The 16556-nt window shown below is 36.1% G+C and carries 16 protein-coding genes; 12 read left to right on the top strand and 4 right to left on the bottom strand.

What is annotated here, in order from left to right; translation table 11 throughout:
- Positions 1-47 precede the first annotated feature (47 nt).
- Both CALKRO_RS08810 and CALKRO_RS08805 read right to left on the bottom strand, forming a co-directional pair.
- The gene (locus CALKRO_RS08810; RefSeq protein WP_013430686.1) at positions 48-653 is read right to left on the bottom strand and encodes an FMN-dependent NADH-azoreductase; all 606 of its coding nucleotides are present in this window, start codon (positions 651-653) and stop codon (positions 48-50) included.
- 100 nt (positions 654-753) lie between these two features.
- Positions 754-1848: an iron-containing alcohol dehydrogenase family protein gene (locus tag CALKRO_RS08805; protein ID WP_013430685.1), complete on the bottom strand. Its 1095-nt coding sequence runs from the start codon at positions 1846-1848 to the stop codon at positions 754-756.
- Positions 1849-2001: 153 nt separating this feature from the next.
- Here CALKRO_RS08805 and CALKRO_RS13695 point away from each other — a divergent pair, with 153 nt between their 5' ends.
- The 4 genes from CALKRO_RS13695 (at position 2002) to CALKRO_RS08790 (ending at position 5439) form a co-directional block, all read left to right on the top strand.
- Complete coding sequence (locus CALKRO_RS13695) at positions 2002-2172, top strand: hypothetical protein (RefSeq protein ID WP_013403648.1); 171 nt, start codon at positions 2002-2004, stop codon at positions 2170-2172.
- Between the two features lie 157 nt (positions 2173-2329).
- Positions 2330-3769: an NAD(P)/FAD-dependent oxidoreductase gene (locus CALKRO_RS08800; RefSeq protein ID WP_013430684.1), complete on the top strand. Its 1440-nt coding sequence runs from the start codon at positions 2330-2332 to the stop codon at positions 3767-3769.
- A 1-nt stretch (position 3770) separates the two neighbouring features.
- Positions 3771-5033: an NAD(P)/FAD-dependent oxidoreductase gene (locus tag CALKRO_RS08795; protein ID WP_013430683.1), complete on the top strand. Its 1263-nt coding sequence runs from the start codon at positions 3771-3773 to the stop codon at positions 5031-5033.
- 28 nt (positions 5034-5061) lie between these two features.
- On the top strand, positions 5062-5439 hold the full coding sequence (locus CALKRO_RS08790) for a DUF1667 domain-containing protein (protein WP_013430682.1): 378 nt from the start codon (positions 5062-5064) through the stop codon (positions 5437-5439).
- Here the strand turns inward: CALKRO_RS08790 and CALKRO_RS08785 are convergent.
- Complete coding sequence (locus tag CALKRO_RS08785; RefSeq protein WP_013430681.1) at positions 5428-5991, bottom strand: glycerol-3-phosphate responsive antiterminator; 564 nt, start codon at positions 5989-5991, stop codon at positions 5428-5430. The genes CALKRO_RS08790 and CALKRO_RS08785 overlap by 12 nt on opposite strands.
- An 81-nt stretch (positions 5992-6072) precedes the next feature.
- On the opposite strand from CALKRO_RS08785, the gene lon reads away from it, so the two are divergent.
- The 7 genes from lon to galE all read left to right on the top strand — a co-directional run bounded on the left by lon (position 6073) and on the right by galE (position 13616).
- Positions 6073-8400 (top strand): endopeptidase La, encoded by a 2328-nt coding sequence (gene lon, locus CALKRO_RS08780; RefSeq protein WP_013430680.1) that lies wholly within the window; start codon positions 6073-6075, stop codon positions 8398-8400.
- Positions 8401-8418: 18 nt separating this feature from the next.
- Positions 8419-9033 carry a ribosome biogenesis GTP-binding protein YihA/YsxC gene (yihA, locus tag CALKRO_RS08775; RefSeq protein ID WP_013430679.1) on the top strand — a complete coding sequence of 205 codons (615 nt, stop codon included), beginning with the start codon at positions 8419-8421 and terminating at the stop codon, positions 9031-9033.
- Positions 9030-9446 carry a DUF523 domain-containing protein gene (locus CALKRO_RS08770; RefSeq protein WP_013430678.1) on the top strand — a complete coding sequence of 139 codons (417 nt, stop codon included), beginning with the start codon at positions 9030-9032 and terminating at the stop codon, positions 9444-9446. Before yihA ends, CALKRO_RS08770 begins: the two co-directional genes overlap by 4 nt.
- 24 nt (positions 9447-9470) lie before the next feature.
- Positions 9471-10346 (top strand): PocR ligand-binding domain-containing protein, encoded by an 876-nt coding sequence (locus CALKRO_RS08765; RefSeq protein WP_013430677.1) that lies wholly within the window; start codon positions 9471-9473, stop codon positions 10344-10346.
- A 94-nt stretch (positions 10347-10440) separates the two neighbouring features.
- Positions 10441-11430, top strand: coding sequence for a galactose-1-phosphate uridylyltransferase (gene galT, locus CALKRO_RS08760; RefSeq protein WP_013430676.1), 990 nt, complete (start codon positions 10441-10443; stop codon positions 11428-11430).
- Positions 11431-12600, top strand: a complete 1170-nt coding sequence (locus CALKRO_RS08755) for a galactokinase (protein ID WP_013430675.1) — start codon at positions 11431-11433, stop codon at positions 12598-12600. It abuts the gene before it with no gap.
- Positions 12601-12632: 32 nt separating this feature from the next.
- Positions 12633-13616, top strand: coding sequence for a UDP-glucose 4-epimerase GalE (gene galE / locus CALKRO_RS08750; RefSeq protein ID WP_013430674.1), 984 nt, complete (start codon positions 12633-12635; stop codon positions 13614-13616).
- A gap of 57 nt (positions 13617-13673) precedes the next feature.
- On the opposite strand, the gene gltX is transcribed toward galE, so the two are convergent.
- The gene (gltX, locus tag CALKRO_RS08745) at positions 13674-15116 is read right to left on the bottom strand and encodes a glutamate--tRNA ligase (protein WP_013430673.1); all 1443 of its coding nucleotides are present in this window, start codon (positions 15114-15116) and stop codon (positions 13674-13676) included.
- 581 nt (positions 15117-15697) lie between these two features.
- On the opposite strand from gltX, the gene CALKRO_RS08740 reads away from it, so the two are divergent.
- Positions 15698-16543, top strand: a complete 846-nt coding sequence (locus tag CALKRO_RS08740) for a DUF6345 domain-containing protein (RefSeq protein WP_013430672.1) — start codon at positions 15698-15700, stop codon at positions 16541-16543.
- The last annotated feature ends 13 nt before the right edge of the window (positions 16544-16556 follow it).

Below are 16556 nucleotides of genomic sequence, written 5' to 3'. Positions count from 1 at the left end.
CTTTTTTTGACAGCCCCTGTTTTAATTCTTTCTCCAAAATTTTCTTTTTAAAATCCTTTTGCTATCTCCTCAGCCTCTTTCAGAGCATTTGATATAATCTTTTCTACATCCTCACCTACGATGTCAAGCCGCTGAGCTGTTATCGTCTGAAAATCCTCAACTCCCATAAAACCCAAAATTGTTTTCAGGTACCTGTTTGCCATCTCAAAGTCCGAAAATGGTGGTGTTTTGTACTCTCCGCCTGTTGCCATGATATGAACTGCTTTTTTACCGTGAAGAAGACCCACAGCCCCTTGTTCAGTGTATTTAAAGGTTATTCCTGAGACTGTGATGTAGTCTATATATGCCTTAAGGATTGCGGGAATGCCCAAATTCCACATAGGTGCTGCAAACACATACTTGTCAGCTTCAGCAAACTGATAGGCATACTTCAAAATATGGTGATGCTTTGATTCCTCAGTCTTTGGAGCGAAGATATTGTTGATGTCCTCTTGAGAAAGAAAATGAATTCCTTCTTTGTAAAGGTCTAAAGTAATAATCTGGTCGTTTGGATGAAATTCTTTGTATACCTTTATAAAATGTTCCGAGATTATAAATGTTCTTGAACTCTGGTTGCTCTTTGGATTAGCTTTTATATACAGTAGCTTTGCCATTCGAACTTCTCCTCTTCTCAATATACCTCTCATATAAGTAATTTTCTTGATTATATTATACCCTTGTAAATCGATTATATAACTATGAATTTATTTTAAATTACTCAACCGAACCTTTTACAACATCTATCATTTCATCAAGCGAGACTGCATGTCTTAAATTTGCTACATTTTTAGACTCGAGGGCTCTTTTTGCATAATATTCTATTCTGTCACTTGACAATTTTGGAATAGATTCTTTAACAAAAAATCTTACAAACTCAGAAAATTCGTCTATGCTTTCAAAGCCCATGCAGTTTAAAGCAAAGCTTACTTCTTCTTTTAAATATTTGCTCTCAAGCCTCAAAAAGCTTGAAAGTAAGATTGCATTGGCTCTTCCGTGTGGGATGTCATGGTAATAAGTAAGGTTGTAACCTAAAGGATGAACAATTAAACTACCTGTCTGTGCAATGATTATTCCACCAATCAATGATATCCATGCAAACTTTTCAAGGTCAGTTTCTTTTAGAGTGTTTTCTTTTAGATTACCTTTTGAACTTGCAAACAAGCTCAAGGCTTTTTTAGCGTAAGCTTCAATTATATGGTCTGAGGATTTTGAAAGGTAGCCTTCTATCACATGAGAAAGAGCATCAAAGAGGGTGTTTACAATAACGTTATGTGGCAATGTTAAAAGATATTTGTAATCCACGATTGCTATTTTCGGGAAAATTAATTCTGACGCAAAGCTCTTTTTGTTTTCAATGGTTTTAATTGTAAGAATTGAATATGGAGTAACCTCGCTTCCTGTGCCACATGTTGTTGGAATTGCAACAATAGGTAAGCACTTTTCAAATTTTGAGTCAAAAAGTTCCTGAGCTTTTAGATTTTTTTCAGCACACAGCACTGCTACTGCCTTTGATGAGTCAAGAGGAGAACCTCCACCAATTCCAATTATAAAGTCTGGGGAAAACTCTCTTGCCAATTTTGAAACTTCATCTATCTGTTCTACGCTTGGGTTTTGAGCAATTTTGCTGTATATTGAATATTCAATTGAAAGTTCCTTTAATACAGTTGTTACATCTTCTAAGGAACCATTCATAAGAGAAGATGGAGATGTCACGATAAAAGCTCTTTTGCCAAGCTTGAAAAGGTCTTTATTCTTCAAAACACCATCTTTTTCAAATATGACCTTTGTTGGCATAAAAAATTTGCTCATTTTTAAAGCCTCCTTCACATTACTATACTATTTGTGCTTTAAAATAAATTATAGCACATATTTTGTGTTAAAGACGTATAAAAGACCATCTTCACAGGAAAAGTTATTTATTATAGAAAGTATTTTAAGACCAAGCCAGGGGTGATAAAAAACATGGCGAGCAAGGAACAGCAAAGAGCAGTTGCAAAACTCTGCCCAGAGTTTAACGATGGTGGTTATTCTCACAAAGGTGATATAAGCTGTGAAGTTTGTATTCACTGGGATGGGAAAAGGTGCAATATAAACTATTTTGATAATGTTCTGACCAGCATGGACCAGACATAGAGTTTGTAATGGGTCTTTGAAAATTTTTATTGATTTTTTGCTTGAATTGTCTTAAAATAAAGCTTGGCAAGAGATGTGGAGAGCCTGCAAATAGCTTCATTTAAAAAGAGGCTATTTGCAGGCTTTTTATTTACCATATTTTGAAAAGGGTGATAATATGAGCAGAATTTATGATGTTGCTGTAATAGGAGCGGGAGTTGTTGGCATGTCAATTTTAAGAGAGCTAACACGTTACAGATTAAAAGTATGCAGTCTTGAAAAGATGGAAGATGTTGCAGAAGGTGCGTCCAAAGCAAACTCCGCAATAGTGCATGCAGGTTATGACCCAATTGAGGGGACCCAAAAGGCAAGATTCAATGTTGAGGGTAACAATATATTTGCAGATATTTGCAATGAACTTGATGTTGAGTATAAGATAATTGGTTCGCTTGTGGTTGCGTTTGATGACCATGAAATAAATGTATTGGAAGAACTTTTGCAAAGAGGAAAAAGAAATGGTGTTAAAGGGCTTGAGATAAAAAGTCAAGAGTGGGTTTTTGCAAATGAGCCGAATTTGAGCAGAAACATAAAAGCAGCACTTTTTGCTCCATACTCTGGAATTACAAATCCGTATAAATTAACAGTCGCCCTTTTTGAAAATGCTATTCAAAATGGAGCAGATGTGATATTTGGCTTTGAAGTCTGCAAAATAGAAAAAGATGGAGACTATTTTGTGGTTCATTCAACGGACAGTCGCTTTATAAAAACCAGGGTTTTAATAAACTGTGCAGGAGTGTATGCAGATGAAATAAGTAAATTGGCAGGAGCAAAGCTTTTTAAAATATATCCAAGACGCGGACAGTACTACATCTTAGATAAACCTGAGAAGATGCCAGTTACCAGAGTCATTTTTCAGGTACCCACAGAAAAGGGAAAAGGAATTTTAGTTGCCCCGACTGTAGATGGAAATGTACTTATTGGACCAAACTCTGAGTATATAGATGACAAGGATGACACAGCTACAACCCAAAAGGGGCTTGATGAGGTATTTGAAAAGGCAAGGAAAGTATTGCCAAACTTAAGCAAGAGAGATGTAATAACAATCTTTTCGGGAATCAGAGCAACACCGGATACTCATGACTTTATTATTGAAGAAGACGAAGATGTCAAAAACTTTATAAACGTTGCAGGAATTGAGTCACCAGGTCTTACCGCATCGTTGGCAATAGGAAGGTATATCGCTGGACTGGTAAGCAGAAAACTTAACGCGAAGAAAAATCTCAATTTTAATCCTTATAGAGAAGATATAAAAAGGTTTTCAAAGCTTTCTAATGAAGAAAGAGAAAGAATGATAAAGCTTTATCCGAGCTTTGGGAACATTGTGTGCAGATGTGAGCTTGTGTCTGAATATGAGATAGTTGAAGCAATAAAAAGAGGTGCAAGGACCATAGATGGTATTAAAAGAAGAACAAGAGCTGGTATGGGAAGGTGCCAGGGAGGATTTTGTCTACCTCGTGTGATGGATATACTTTCAAGGGAGCTAAAAATTGACAAAACTCAAATAACAAAGTTTGGGAAAAACTCTTATATTCTGACCGAGAAAAGGTGGGAAGACTGAGATGGAAAAATATAAAGTAGTTGTCATAGGTGGTGGACCAGCCGGACTTGCGGCTGCTTTAGAAAGTTTTAAGAGCTTGGATGATAAAAAAGTGCTGATCATAGAGAGAGACAAGTTTTTAGGAGGGATTTTAAACCAGTGTATTCATCCTGGCTTTGGACTTCACTATTTCAAGGAAGAACTAACAGGACCTGAGTATGCCCACAGGTTTATTGAACAAGTGATTGAAAGCCAAATTGAATATCTTACCGAAACTCATGTGATAGACATAACCCCAGAAAAGGAAATAGTAGCTGTCAATAAAAAAGGGCTTAAGAGGATAAAAACAGATGCTATTGTGTTTGCAATGGGATGCAGGGAAAGAACAAGGGGTGCTATAATGACACCTGGAACAAGACCTGCGGGGATTTTCACAGCAGGTCAGGCTCAGAGGTTTATAAACATTGAAGGGTACAGGATTGGCAAAAAAGCAGTAATTGTTGGGTCTGGGGATATAGGTCTTATCATGGCAAGACGTCTTACTTTAGAAGGGATAGAGGTAAAGGCAGTGGTGGAGATAATGCCCTACTCTACAGGGCTAAGAAGAAACATTGTTCAATGCTTAGATGATTTTGGGATACCTCTTCTTTTATCGCACAAGGTTGTAAAGATTCACGGAAAGTACAGAGTTGAAGGTGTTACAATTGCAAAGGTGGACTCTCAACTGCAAGAAATTCCGTCAACAGAAAGGTTTATCGAATGCGACACGGTGCTATTTTCTGTTGGGCTGATACCTGAAAATGAACTGAGTAAAAAAGCTGGAGTTGTTCTTGATTCAAAAACAGGAGGTCCAGTTGTTGACAATACATTTTCAACCTCGCAAAAAGGGATATTTGCCTGTGGAAATGTTCTTCATGTTCATGACCTTGTTGACAATGTTACAAAAGAGGCGCAGACAGCAGGAAGGTATGCTGCAATATATTCTCAGTACTCTGAGCTTTTTGAAAATAACATTCATATAAATATTGTGGCAAAAGAGGGTATAAGATATGTTGTGCCGCAAAAGCTAAACAAAAATTTTGTCCAGCCCTTTGTTCTCAGGTTTAGGGTAGATAATTTTTATAAAGATGCTGTTGTGACTATTTCCAATGCAGGCAAAATTCTTATTGAGATCAAAAAAAGCATTTTAACACCTGGTGAGATGGAGGGTATAGAAATTTCACAAAAGATTCTCTCTCAGCTGGAGTTTTCTAATGATATTGTGGTAAGCTTGCAAAACATTTAAAGGCAAAAAAAGGAGAGTAGAAGCCAAAATGCAGAAAAATAAAGTCACATGCATTCTTTGCCCAAGAGGCTGCACAATTGAAAAAAAGGCACAAGGTGATACTTTTGAGTTTACTGGATTTGGGTGCAAAAGAGGGATGAAGTGGGCAAAAGAAGAGTTTACAAACCCTAAAAGAATTCTTACAACTACCGTCCATGTTAAAAATGGTGAAATAGACTTTGTGCCTGTTCGAACTAACATACCTATTCCTAAGGAGAAAATTTTTGAAGCTATCTCAATCTTAAAAGGCATAGAAGTTTTAGCACCAGTTGAGATAGGAAGTGTGATTGTGAAAAATATTCTTGATACTGGTGCTGATGTTGTTGCAACAAGAAGGGTTGGCAAAAAAGACTCATCAGATGATTGAAAAGAGGTCAGGTTTGCTTGTTGAGATTGCAACAGCACCGGAAGAGAGAGCCTGGATTACCTCTTCTTTTGTTTCAATCATCCCGCCTGCAATAATAGGGATTGTAGTTGAAATGGCCAGCCTTTGTATTGCTTTTGGTATTACACCTGGCAACACCTCAATTAGTGTTGGCTTAGAGTTTTCAATTATCTTAAGACCGGATGTTATGGACTGCGAGTCTATCAAAAATATTCTTTGAACGCAAGGTACAGAAAGAGAAGAAGCATAGTTGATTAAGTTTTGCCTTGTTGATATAATACCATCAGCACCACAGTTTATAACAAACTCAATCCCTTTTTCGTCTTTTCCCACACCTTCAATTAGGTCTATGTGGACGAAAACTGTTTTGTTTTTTCGTTTTATCATATTAATTTCATCTTTTATGGTTAAAATAGAAGAGTGAAGAAGAAAAATGACACTGCATTCAGAATTTATTGCATATTCAAGTATTGCTTTGTCTCTTATAGCTGGTATAATAGGATTTTGAATGAGTTTGTCTATCAAGTTTTCCATCATAGCCATTAGCTCCTTTGAAGAGTTTTAATATAATTATACACCCAGAAATAAAATTATAAAAACGGAGGCAGATAAAATTTGAGCAGCACAGTATCTACAAGAACAATACCAGTAATTCCTCTGCGTGGGCTTGTGGTTTTTCCATATATGATGCTTCACTTTGACGTTGGAAGACAAATTTCTCTTAAGGCATTAGAACAAGCTATGGAAAATGACCAGCTTGTTTTGCTTCTTTCTCAAAAAGACCCAAAACAAGAAGAACCAACACCGGATGATATGTATCAGTTTGGCACAGTTGCAAAGGTAAAGCAGATGTTAAAACTGCCGAGTGAGACTTCAAGGATACTTGTTGAGGGGCTCTATAGAGCACGGGTAATAAAATATTTGTCAACAGACCCATATTTTTTGGTTGAGGTTGAAGAGTATAAAGAAAATGAAATTAAATTAGAAGATGACCCTGAATTAGAAGCGCTCATAAGAAATGTGGTTGGAGCATTTGAAGAGTTTGCAAGACTTACAAACAAAATTCCACCTGATGCTATTTTGTCTGTCACTACAATTCAAAGCCCTGACCAGCTTGCAGATGTTATAGCCGCAAATGTTGTTGTGAAGCTTGAAGATAAACAGCTTTTACTTGAAAAAGTTGACTTAAAAGAAAGACTTGCAAAGCTATATGAGCTGATACTTAAGGAAAAAGAGATAATTGAGATTGAAAGAAAAATTGCTATCAAGGTAAAAAAACAGATTGATAAAACCCAAAAAGAGTATTATCTGAGAGAACAGCTAAAGGCAATCCAGAGCGAACTTGGTGAAAAAGACAGCCTTTTTTCTGAGGCAGAGGAATATAGAGAGCAGGTCAAAAAACTGGGACTGAGCCAGGAAAGCCTTCAAAAGGTGTTCAAAGAAATAGACAGGCTTGAGAAATTGCCTCCAAACTCGCCCGAGGTTGGGGTTATAAGAACGTACCTTGACTGGATTGTTGACCTTCCATGGAATGTGAGAAGCGATGAAAAGATTGATATAAATGTGGTCAAAAAAGTGCTTGATGAAGACCACTATGGGCTTACAAAAGTAAAAGAAAGGATACTTGAGTATATTGCTGTAAGAAAACTAAAAAATGACATGAAAGGGCCTATTTTGTGTTTAGTAGGACCACCTGGTGTTGGGAAGACATCAATTGCAAAATCAATAGCACGTGCACTTAACAGAAATTATGTAAGAATTTCGCTTGGTGGTCTTCGGGATGAAGCAGAGATACGAGGACACAGGAAAACCTATGTTGGTGCAATGCCAGGAAGAATTATTTATGCTCTTCGTCAGGCAAAAACAAAAAACCCTCTTATACTTTTGGATGAGATTGACAAGATGTCGAACGATTTTAGGGGTGACCCTGCATCTGCGCTTTTAGAGGTCTTGGACAGTGAACAGAACTTTGCATTCCGCGACCATTATATTGAAATTCCTTTTGATTTGTCTGAAGTAATGTTCATAGCAACAGCAAACACACTTGAGACAATTCCAAGACCTTTACTTGACAGGCTTGAAGTGATTGAGATTACAGGGTATACTGAAGAAGAGAAGCTTGAGATTGCAAGAAGGTACCTTTTGCCCAAGCAATTAGAACAGAATGGGCTTAAAAAATCTCAACTGAGATGTGAAGAGAGTGCTATAAAGGATATTATAGCATTTTATACACGTGAATCAGGTGTGAGAAATTTAGAAAGAGAAATTGCGAGATTGTGTAGGCGTGTTGCTAAAGAAATTTTAGAAGAAAACAAAAAAATGGTAAAAATCACATCAAAGAATCTTGAGAAGTACTTAGGTACACCTAAGTACAGAAGAGATGAGTTAATAGAAGAAAATAGGATTGGTATTGTGACGGGTCTTGCATGGACTCCATTTGGTGGTGAAACTCTTTTTGTCGAAGCACTTGTTATGCCAGGGTCTGGCAAGTTAGAACTTACAGGTCAGCTTGGCGATGTTATGAAAGAGTCAGCAAAGGCTGCAGTGAGTATTATAAGGTCAAGGGCGAAAGAACTTGGAATTGACCAAAACTTTTACAAAGAGTGTGATATTCACATTCATGTTCCAGAAGGTGCTATTCCAAAAGATGGACCGTCTGCTGGAGTGACAATGGCAACTGCAATGGTTTCGGCACTGTCACAGAGAAAGGTTAGATACGATATTGCCATGACAGGTGAGATTACTTTGAGCGGCAGAGTACTTCCAATTGGCGGGGTTAAAGAGAAGGTTTTAGCAGCAAAGAGAATGGGTATTAAAAATGTAATACTACCTATCGGAAATAAAAAGGATGTAGATGAGCTTGAAGACTATGTAAAAAAAGATATGAACTTTATATTTGTAAAAACAATTGATGAGGTGTTTGATGTTGCAATAGTAAAGTAAAGGGGGGTGAAAATTAATTTGAAAATCAATCTTTCCAATGCGAGGCTTGAAAAGATTGCTGTGAAAAAAGAAGACTATCCGCCAATTAAAATGCCAGAAATGTGCATATGCGGAAGGTCAAACGTAGGGAAATCATCATTTATAAATGCTGTGTTCAAAGACAAGCTTGCAAAGGTTGGGTCAACCCCGGGGAAAACCCGAACAATCAATTTTTTCAATATAGACAACAAGTTCAGGGTTGTGGATCTTCCAGGTTATGGTTATGCTAAGGTTTCAAAAGAAGAAAAACGAAGATGGAAAAGTATGATTGAGGAGTACCTGCTTGAAAGGGAAGAACTAAAACTATCTGTTTTACTTTTAGACTCAAGACATATCCCCACTGAGGATGATAAAATAATGCTGAGCTTTTTTGACAAAAAAGAAATTCCTATCATGATTGTACTAACAAAGTGTGATAAACTTTCGAATAATGAACTTACAAAAAATACAGAACTTATTTCAAAAGAGCTTGGAATTGAGAAGGAGTTATTTTACCAATTTTCTGCTAAGTCTGGCATGGGAGTAAAACAGGTCCAATATGCCATAATTAAGTTTATGGAAGAGGCAATTTTGCAGGAGAAGGGAAGAAAATGAAATATGCACTTATTAGCAGCTGTCTTATAGGTCTTAATACAAAATATGATGGGACAAACAATTTGAGAGAAGAAGTTGTTGAAAGATTGAAAAATGAGTACATTCTTATTCCCATTTGTCCTGAACAGCTTGGGGGACTTCCAACACCACGAAATCCCTGTGAGATAAAAGATGGCAGGGTTATAGATATACATGGCAATGATTTTACCGATAATTTTTATAAAGGTGCGTATGAAGCTCTAAAACTTGCAAGTTTTTTCGGTGCACAAATTGCATTTTTAAAGTCTAAAAGTCCTTCTTGTGGCTGTGGCAAAATCTATGATGGTAACTTTTCAGGAAAACTGGTTGAAGGAAGTGGCATTACAGCTGATATTTTTATGCAAAATGGTATCAAAGTGGTCTGTATTGATTAAGATTATAGAGGGTGTAAAAAGGATATGGATTTTAAAGAGATTATCAAGTATGACGATTTGATTTCGGTTTTAGATAACTTTTCTTACATTACAGGAATCTCAGCAAACTTTTTGACAGCTGACAACGAATGGGTAGAAAATAAGAAGAAAGGCACATGTGAATTTTGTACTATAATGAAAAACTATTATAAAAATGGTGAAGCGTGCAGAGAATCTGATATAAACGGTGCACAGACTGCTCAAAAGAAAAAGGGTATACATGTTTATAAGTGTCACATGGGTCTTGTTGAGGCAGTTATTCCACTGTTTTTCAACACAAGCTATATAGGCTCACTTTTTATTGGTCAGATTCTTTTGGAACCACCATCAGAAAAGATGTGGGAACAAATTGCAAAGAAATTAGACGGTCAGCCAGTTGATATACAACGAGCAAGAGAGAGCTTTTTCAAGCTTACCTTCATTGACCAGGAAAAACTGAAAAGTGTACTTGATATGATGCATATAGTGGCAAAATACATTATAGACTCAGAGATGATAAGAATTTCTTCTCTCTCGTCAATTGAAAGGATAATTGAATATATTAAAAACCACTATATGGAAGAGATAACACTTGATGATTTGGCTAAAATGGTATATTTATCTCCAACTTACTTGAGCTATCTTTTCAAAAAGCAACTTGGTGTGACATTCAAGGAATATCTTATTAACATAAGGCTTAAAAAATCGAAAGAGCTCATAGAAACAACAGACCTTCCGATAGGAGAAATCTCAAAGATGGTTGGAATAGAAGACCAGAACTATTTTAGCAGATTGTTTAAAAGAAAGTATGGAGTGTCTCCAATGAATTACAAGAAGGATAAATATATTTATGATACACCTAAAAAAAATGCTAATACATAAAAAAGAAGTGCATTCAAATTGCACTTCTTTTTTTTTAGAATGAAAAATAGGAAGAAAGGAGAAAAAGTTTTATTTTGATTGTGGGGGAGAAAAAATGGCAGAACTTAGATGGAATCCTCTTTTGCGTGACTGGGTAATGATTGCATCGCACAGACAAGAAAGACCCCAAATGCCCAAAGACTGGTGTCCGTTTTGTCCTGGTTCTGGCAAGGTTCCAGAAAGTTATGATGTTTTAGAATATGATAACGACTTTCCAGCTTTGATGCAAAATCCACCACAACCAGATGATGTTGCAACATCTTTTTACAAGGTTGCACCTGCGTACGGCAAGTGTGAGGTGATTTTATACTCTCCAAATCATACCATAACACTGCCTGAGCTTGAGGTCTCTCATATAAGAAAGCTTGTGGACTTGTGGGTTGAAAGATTTGAAACCTTAAGGAAAGATAAAAACATAAAGTTTATATTCATCTTTGAAAACAGAGGTGAGGTAGTGGGTGTCACAATGCCGCATCCACATGGTCAGATATATGGATATTCATGGATACCACTAAAAATCTTGCGTGAACTTGAAAGTGCTAAGATGCACTATGAAGATCATGGTGAGTGTTTAATCTGCAGGATTGACAGAGAAGAGATGGAGTTTAAAAAGAGAATAATCATAGAAAACGACCATTTTGTAACATACCTACCTTTCTTTACTGAATATCCTTATGGTGTGTTTATATCTCCAAAACGACATGTGGGGACGATTGCTGACCTTTCAGAAGAAGAAAAAGACAGCTTTGCAAAGATATTAAAAGAGACAACAGGAACATTGGATAGTCTTTTTGACTATCAGTTCCCGTACATGATGTGTATGCATCAGCTACCTGTCAATGTCGATGAGGACTATTCAAAATTTTACCATTTTCATGTAGAATTTTATCCACCTATGCGGTCGAAAGATAAACAAAAGTTTAATGCGTCGAGTGAAACAGGGGCATGGGCACCGTGTAACACCACCTCACCCGAGGAAAAGGCAGAAGAGCTGAGACAGGCTTATAAAAGATTTATGAAAAAGATGCAAGGAGGAATCAAGTAAATGAAGATTGAAGAACTTTTGAAGATGTTCAAAGATGTGTATGGCGAAAATAAAGAGCCTATCAGGTGCTTTTTCTCAAGTGGGAGAGTAAACCTAATCGGTGAGCACACAGACTACAACGGTGGGTATGTTTTCCCTGCGGCACTCAATGTTGGTACCACTGTTCTTGCTCGAAAAAGAAACGACAAAAAAATTTGTTTGTATGCAACCGACCTAAAAGAGCTTGTTGAAGCAGACATCGATAGGATTGATGAGTATAAAAATATCAGATGGGGAAATTACCAGCTTGGTGTTGTAAAAGAGCTAAAAGAGGCAGGATATGAAGTTGGAGGTCTTGACATGCTCTTTCACGACACTGTACCGCACGGAGCAGGGCTTTCATCATCTGCTGCAATTGAGTGTGCAACTGGAATAGCAGTTTACTCCCTGTTCAATAGCAAGCCAATTGACAGGCTCAAGCTTAGCTTCATATGCCAAAGAGCTGAGAACAGGTTTGTTGGGGTAAACTGTGGTATTATGGATCAGTTTGCTTCAAGTCTTGGGAAAAAAGACCATGCCATTTTTCTCAACACACGCACTATGGAGTACAGGTATGTACCTTTAAAACTTGGTGATTACAGGATTGTCATTAGCAACACTAACAAGAAAAGAAGTCTTGCAGACTCAAAATACAATGAAAGAAGGTCTCAGTGCGAAAAAGGACTTGAACTTTTGAAAAAGGAACTTAACATTTCGTGTCTTGGCGAGCTTGACGTTGAGACGTTTGAAAAGTACAAAGATTTAATTGATGACAAAATAATCCTAAAAAGAGTGAGACATGTTGTGTACGAAGACGATAGAGTTTTAAAATCCATTGAAGTTTTGCAAAAAGGTAACCTTGAAGCTTTTGGCAAGCTTATGATACAATCTCATATATCACTAAGAGATGACTATGAGGTAACAGGACTTGAGCTTGATACACTTTTTGAAGAAGCTCTGAAAATAGAGGGTGTAATTGGTACACGAATGACTGGTGCTGGTTTTGGTGGTTGCACAGTTTCAATTGTTCATAAGGATGCAATAGAAGAGTTTATAAGAAAAGTAGGGGAAAGCTATTATGCAAAGACAGGTCTTAAAGCAGATTTTTACACATTTGAGATTGACGATGGTGCAAGGGAGATAGAAATTTAAAAATTCTTTTAATAAGAAAGGATTGATAAGAGATGATTTTGGTTACTGGTGGAGCAGGATACATTGGAAGCCATATGGTTTGGCTTTTGCTTGAAAAGGGATATGATATTGTAGTTATTGACAACCTTGAAAAAGGTCACAAGAAAGCCGTTTTAGGCGGAAAGTTTTATAATGGTGACCTCAAAGATAAAGAATTTTTGGAAAAAGTATTTTCTGAAAATGACATCTCGGCAGTTATCCATTTTGCTGCGTCTTCTTTGGTGGGAGAGAGCGTTCAGAATCCTATAAAGTATTACTATAACAACGTTTATGGTACTCTCAACCTTGTTGACACAATGATAAAACACAATGTAAAAAAACTTGTGTTTTCTTCAACAGCTGCCGTCTATGGAGAACCAGAAAACATCCCTATACTTGAAGAGGACAAAACCCAGCCTACAAATCCTTATGGTGAGACAAAACTTGCAATTGAAAAGATGCTAAAATGGATGGATATTGCCTATGGAGTAAAATTTGTCTCACTGAGGTATTTTAACGTTGCAGGTAGCCACCCCGACGGGATTATTGGAGAAGACCATAATCCTGAGACACACCTTATTCCAATAGTGCTTCAAACAGCACTTGGTATTCGTGAAAAGGTTATTGTATATGGCAATGATTACAATACAAAAGATGGCACTTGTATAAGAGACTACATCCATGTTATTGACCTTTGCGATGCACACCTAAAAGCTATGGAGTATTTAGAAAAGAGCAACAAAAGTGAAATATTTAATCTTGGAAATGAGATGGGATTTTCTGTAATGGAAGTAATCGAAAAGGCAAGTGAGGTTGTTGGCAAGAAAATCCCATATGAAATTGGACCAAGACGAGCAGGTGACCCTTCAATCTTGGTTGCATCATCACAGAAAGCTCAAAAGCTTCTTGGGTGGCAGCAGAAATATAATAGTTTGGAGACAATAATATCTACAGCGTGGAAATGGCATTCAACACATCCCCATGGATATGAAGAATAAACAAAGAATAAGGGTTGGAAGAAGTTGTGCATTTTTTCCTTCCAACCCTTTTTGTATTTACGCAAATATTTTAAGTGTTTTTTCTATTCTATTTATTACTTCATCTTTACCGAGAACTTCCATCATTTCGAAAAGGCCAGGTGTTACAGTTCTTCCGCTTATGCACATCCTTATTGTATGAATAAGATTTGCAGCTTTTGTATTAAATTCTTCAGCTTTTGACCTCACAAGTTTTTCAATTTCTTCTGCTGAAAAAGGTTGTACATTTTTTAAATCATTAAGAAGAAGTTGAAGGTATTTTAGGTTATCAGCCGTAAAATATTTTTCCACACCCTTTTGTTCATATTCATAATTTGAGTCAAAAAAGTAACTGCTTGCACTAACTACTTCAGCAAGTGTTTTGACCTTTTCGCGCACAAGCTTTAAAACAGATTTCACATATTCTTTATCAAAGCTTGATATATCAATACCATTTTTGGAATAAAAATATTTCATCCTCTCATATAAATCATCAATGTCTATTTCTTTGAGGTAGTACCCGTTTATCCAAGTAAGCTTGTTTATATCATAAATAGCTGCATTTTTTGAAACATTTTCAAGTTCAAATTTCTGTATTGCTTCGTCAAGACTTATGATAGTTCTGTCTTCGCCAGGTGACCAGCCAAGGAGCAAAAGGTAATTGACAATTGCTTCTTTTAAGTATCCATTTTCAAAAAACTCTTCAACTGAGGTTGCACCGTGTCTTTTGCTGAGCTTGCTTCTGTCGGGTGCTAAAATCATGGGAACATGTGCAAACTGTGGCGGCTGAATATTTAAGGCTTCATATATTATTAGCTGTTTTGGGGTGTTCGAAAGATGCTCTTCAGCCCTTATAACATGCGATATTTTCATAAGATAATCATCAATTACACAAACAAAGTTGTATGTTGGATTTCCATCAGACTTTAAGATTATAAAGTCATCTAACTGGTCATTTGAAAATTCGACATCTCCGCGTATGATATCATGCACAACTGTTGTTCCTTCCACAGGTGCTTTTATTCTAACAACTGCCTTTTCGCCGTTTTTGATTCTCTTTTTTGCTTCTTCTAAACTGATGTTCCTGCACTTTTTGCTGTACTTGTACGGTATTTTTTGCTGCCTTGCAATTTCCCTTTCTCTTTCTATCTCTTCCTGTGTACAAAAACAGTAATAAGCCTTTCCTTCTTCTAAAAGCTTTTTAATGTATTCAAGGTAGATTTCCTTTCTCTGAGATTGAAAGTACGGTCCAAAGTCACCGCCAACATCAGGTCCTTCATCCCATTCAATTCCAAGCCATCTCAAGCTTCTCATAATACCTTTTGCCCACTCTTCTCTTGACCTTTCAAGGTCGGTGTCTTCTATACGTAAAATAAATTTTCCATTGTGTTTTTTGGCAAATAGATAGTTAAAAAGTGCTGTCCTTGCACCGCCTATGTGAAGCTGACCTGTTGGACTTGGTGCAAATCTAACTCTTACCATCTTTTTACTCCTTTCATTTAAAGCTTTATTTTGGTTCAGTGTTAGTTTTGTGACAGATTGTATTATAACATAAAAATGTTAATGAAAGAGTATCTTATCTTTTTATCTACCTTATAATTCACGATAGAGCAAAAATATATTACATTTGCAAAAAACTGTTTAGGATTTGTAAATAAAAAATTAATTTTAATTTATGAAAATTTCCAATTATAACATAAAAAATTTATCTAATTTGCCCATTGCATTATGTTTTTTTTTGATATAACTATTTACAGTTACTTTATCCAATGAAAGGAGTTGATGATTGTTTGTATATATGACACCTTTTAAATACTTCAAAACTATTTCCCGTCAAAAAGGACTCAAAGTTGATTAATTAACATTAAAAATTTATTATTCTAACAAGGTTTATTTTGATAATTCTGATATTAATAACTATTAGCAATAACTGTTACCTTGTTCTTCTTAAATTACTTTAATGGAATATAGACAAAGGAAAACTTTTAGAAAGTTCTTATAATAACACTCATATTGAGTTTTTACTATAAAAAATTTAACAAAAGCAAGGGGGCTAAGTAGAATTGATTAAAAATAAATTTTATATTTCTCTTGCTTTAATTATAATACTGATATTTAACTTTTATGTAGCTTTTTCGGCAAATTTAAAAGGTATTTACCTTGGCGTTAGCACTTACAGTAGTCCAAATGGCTCATGCACATATGGCGATAGAGCAGGTGCTCATTATGTTTATAATTTAGCTGATAGTTTATGGAGAAATGCATGGGTAACTGCTTATCTTATAAAACTCAATAGTGAAGCGAATGAGTCCTATTTGAAGAATACTTCGCTTACATCACAAGCTGATTTGTTAGTTTATTCTGGACATGGACTGTGTTTTTCTAAAGAGAATGCTGCTCACTTTTTTGCAAGAAGTACAGGTGAAACTTGGCATAACAGTTCAATGGAATATAATGATGAGGTAAATGCAAGGACAAACGAAGTTCGATTTGGGCACAGTAATCTAAAATGGGTTATAATGTATACATGTAACTGGCTAAATAGCAACGGGGATCAAGAAAAATTAGAGAATATTTATAAAACATTTGAGGGCGCAACACTTGTTATGGGTTTTGCATCTACCATGTATTTAGATAGTCGTGAAGCAGTTGATTTTGTAAAGTTTTTAACGGGATACAAATATAGCTTTGTAAAAGCATTTGTGGAAGCTGCAAAAATTTATCAGCCACAAAGGCAAGATGGGCAAAGCAGTATTGTTCGTATAATGGGATATAAATTAGCAGCAAATGATACTCTTTATAGTTTTTATGGTTGTCGACCTGAAAAAGAATGGTATAGAAATTACAAGCAAGGATATGGTATAATAGCAGAGGAAAAAATAGCTCCAACTGGAGTTGTTATCAGGTAAATGAAAGGAGTTG

The sequence above is a fragment of the Caldicellulosiruptor kronotskyensis 2002 genome (genome assembly GCF_000166775.1).
GTDB lineage: Bacteria > Bacillota > Thermoanaerobacteria > Caldicellulosiruptorales > Caldicellulosiruptoraceae > Caldicellulosiruptor > Caldicellulosiruptor kronotskyensis.
The sequence above is the reverse complement of the archived record's forward strand: the minus strand, read 5'-3'. Positions and strand labels throughout refer to the sequence as shown.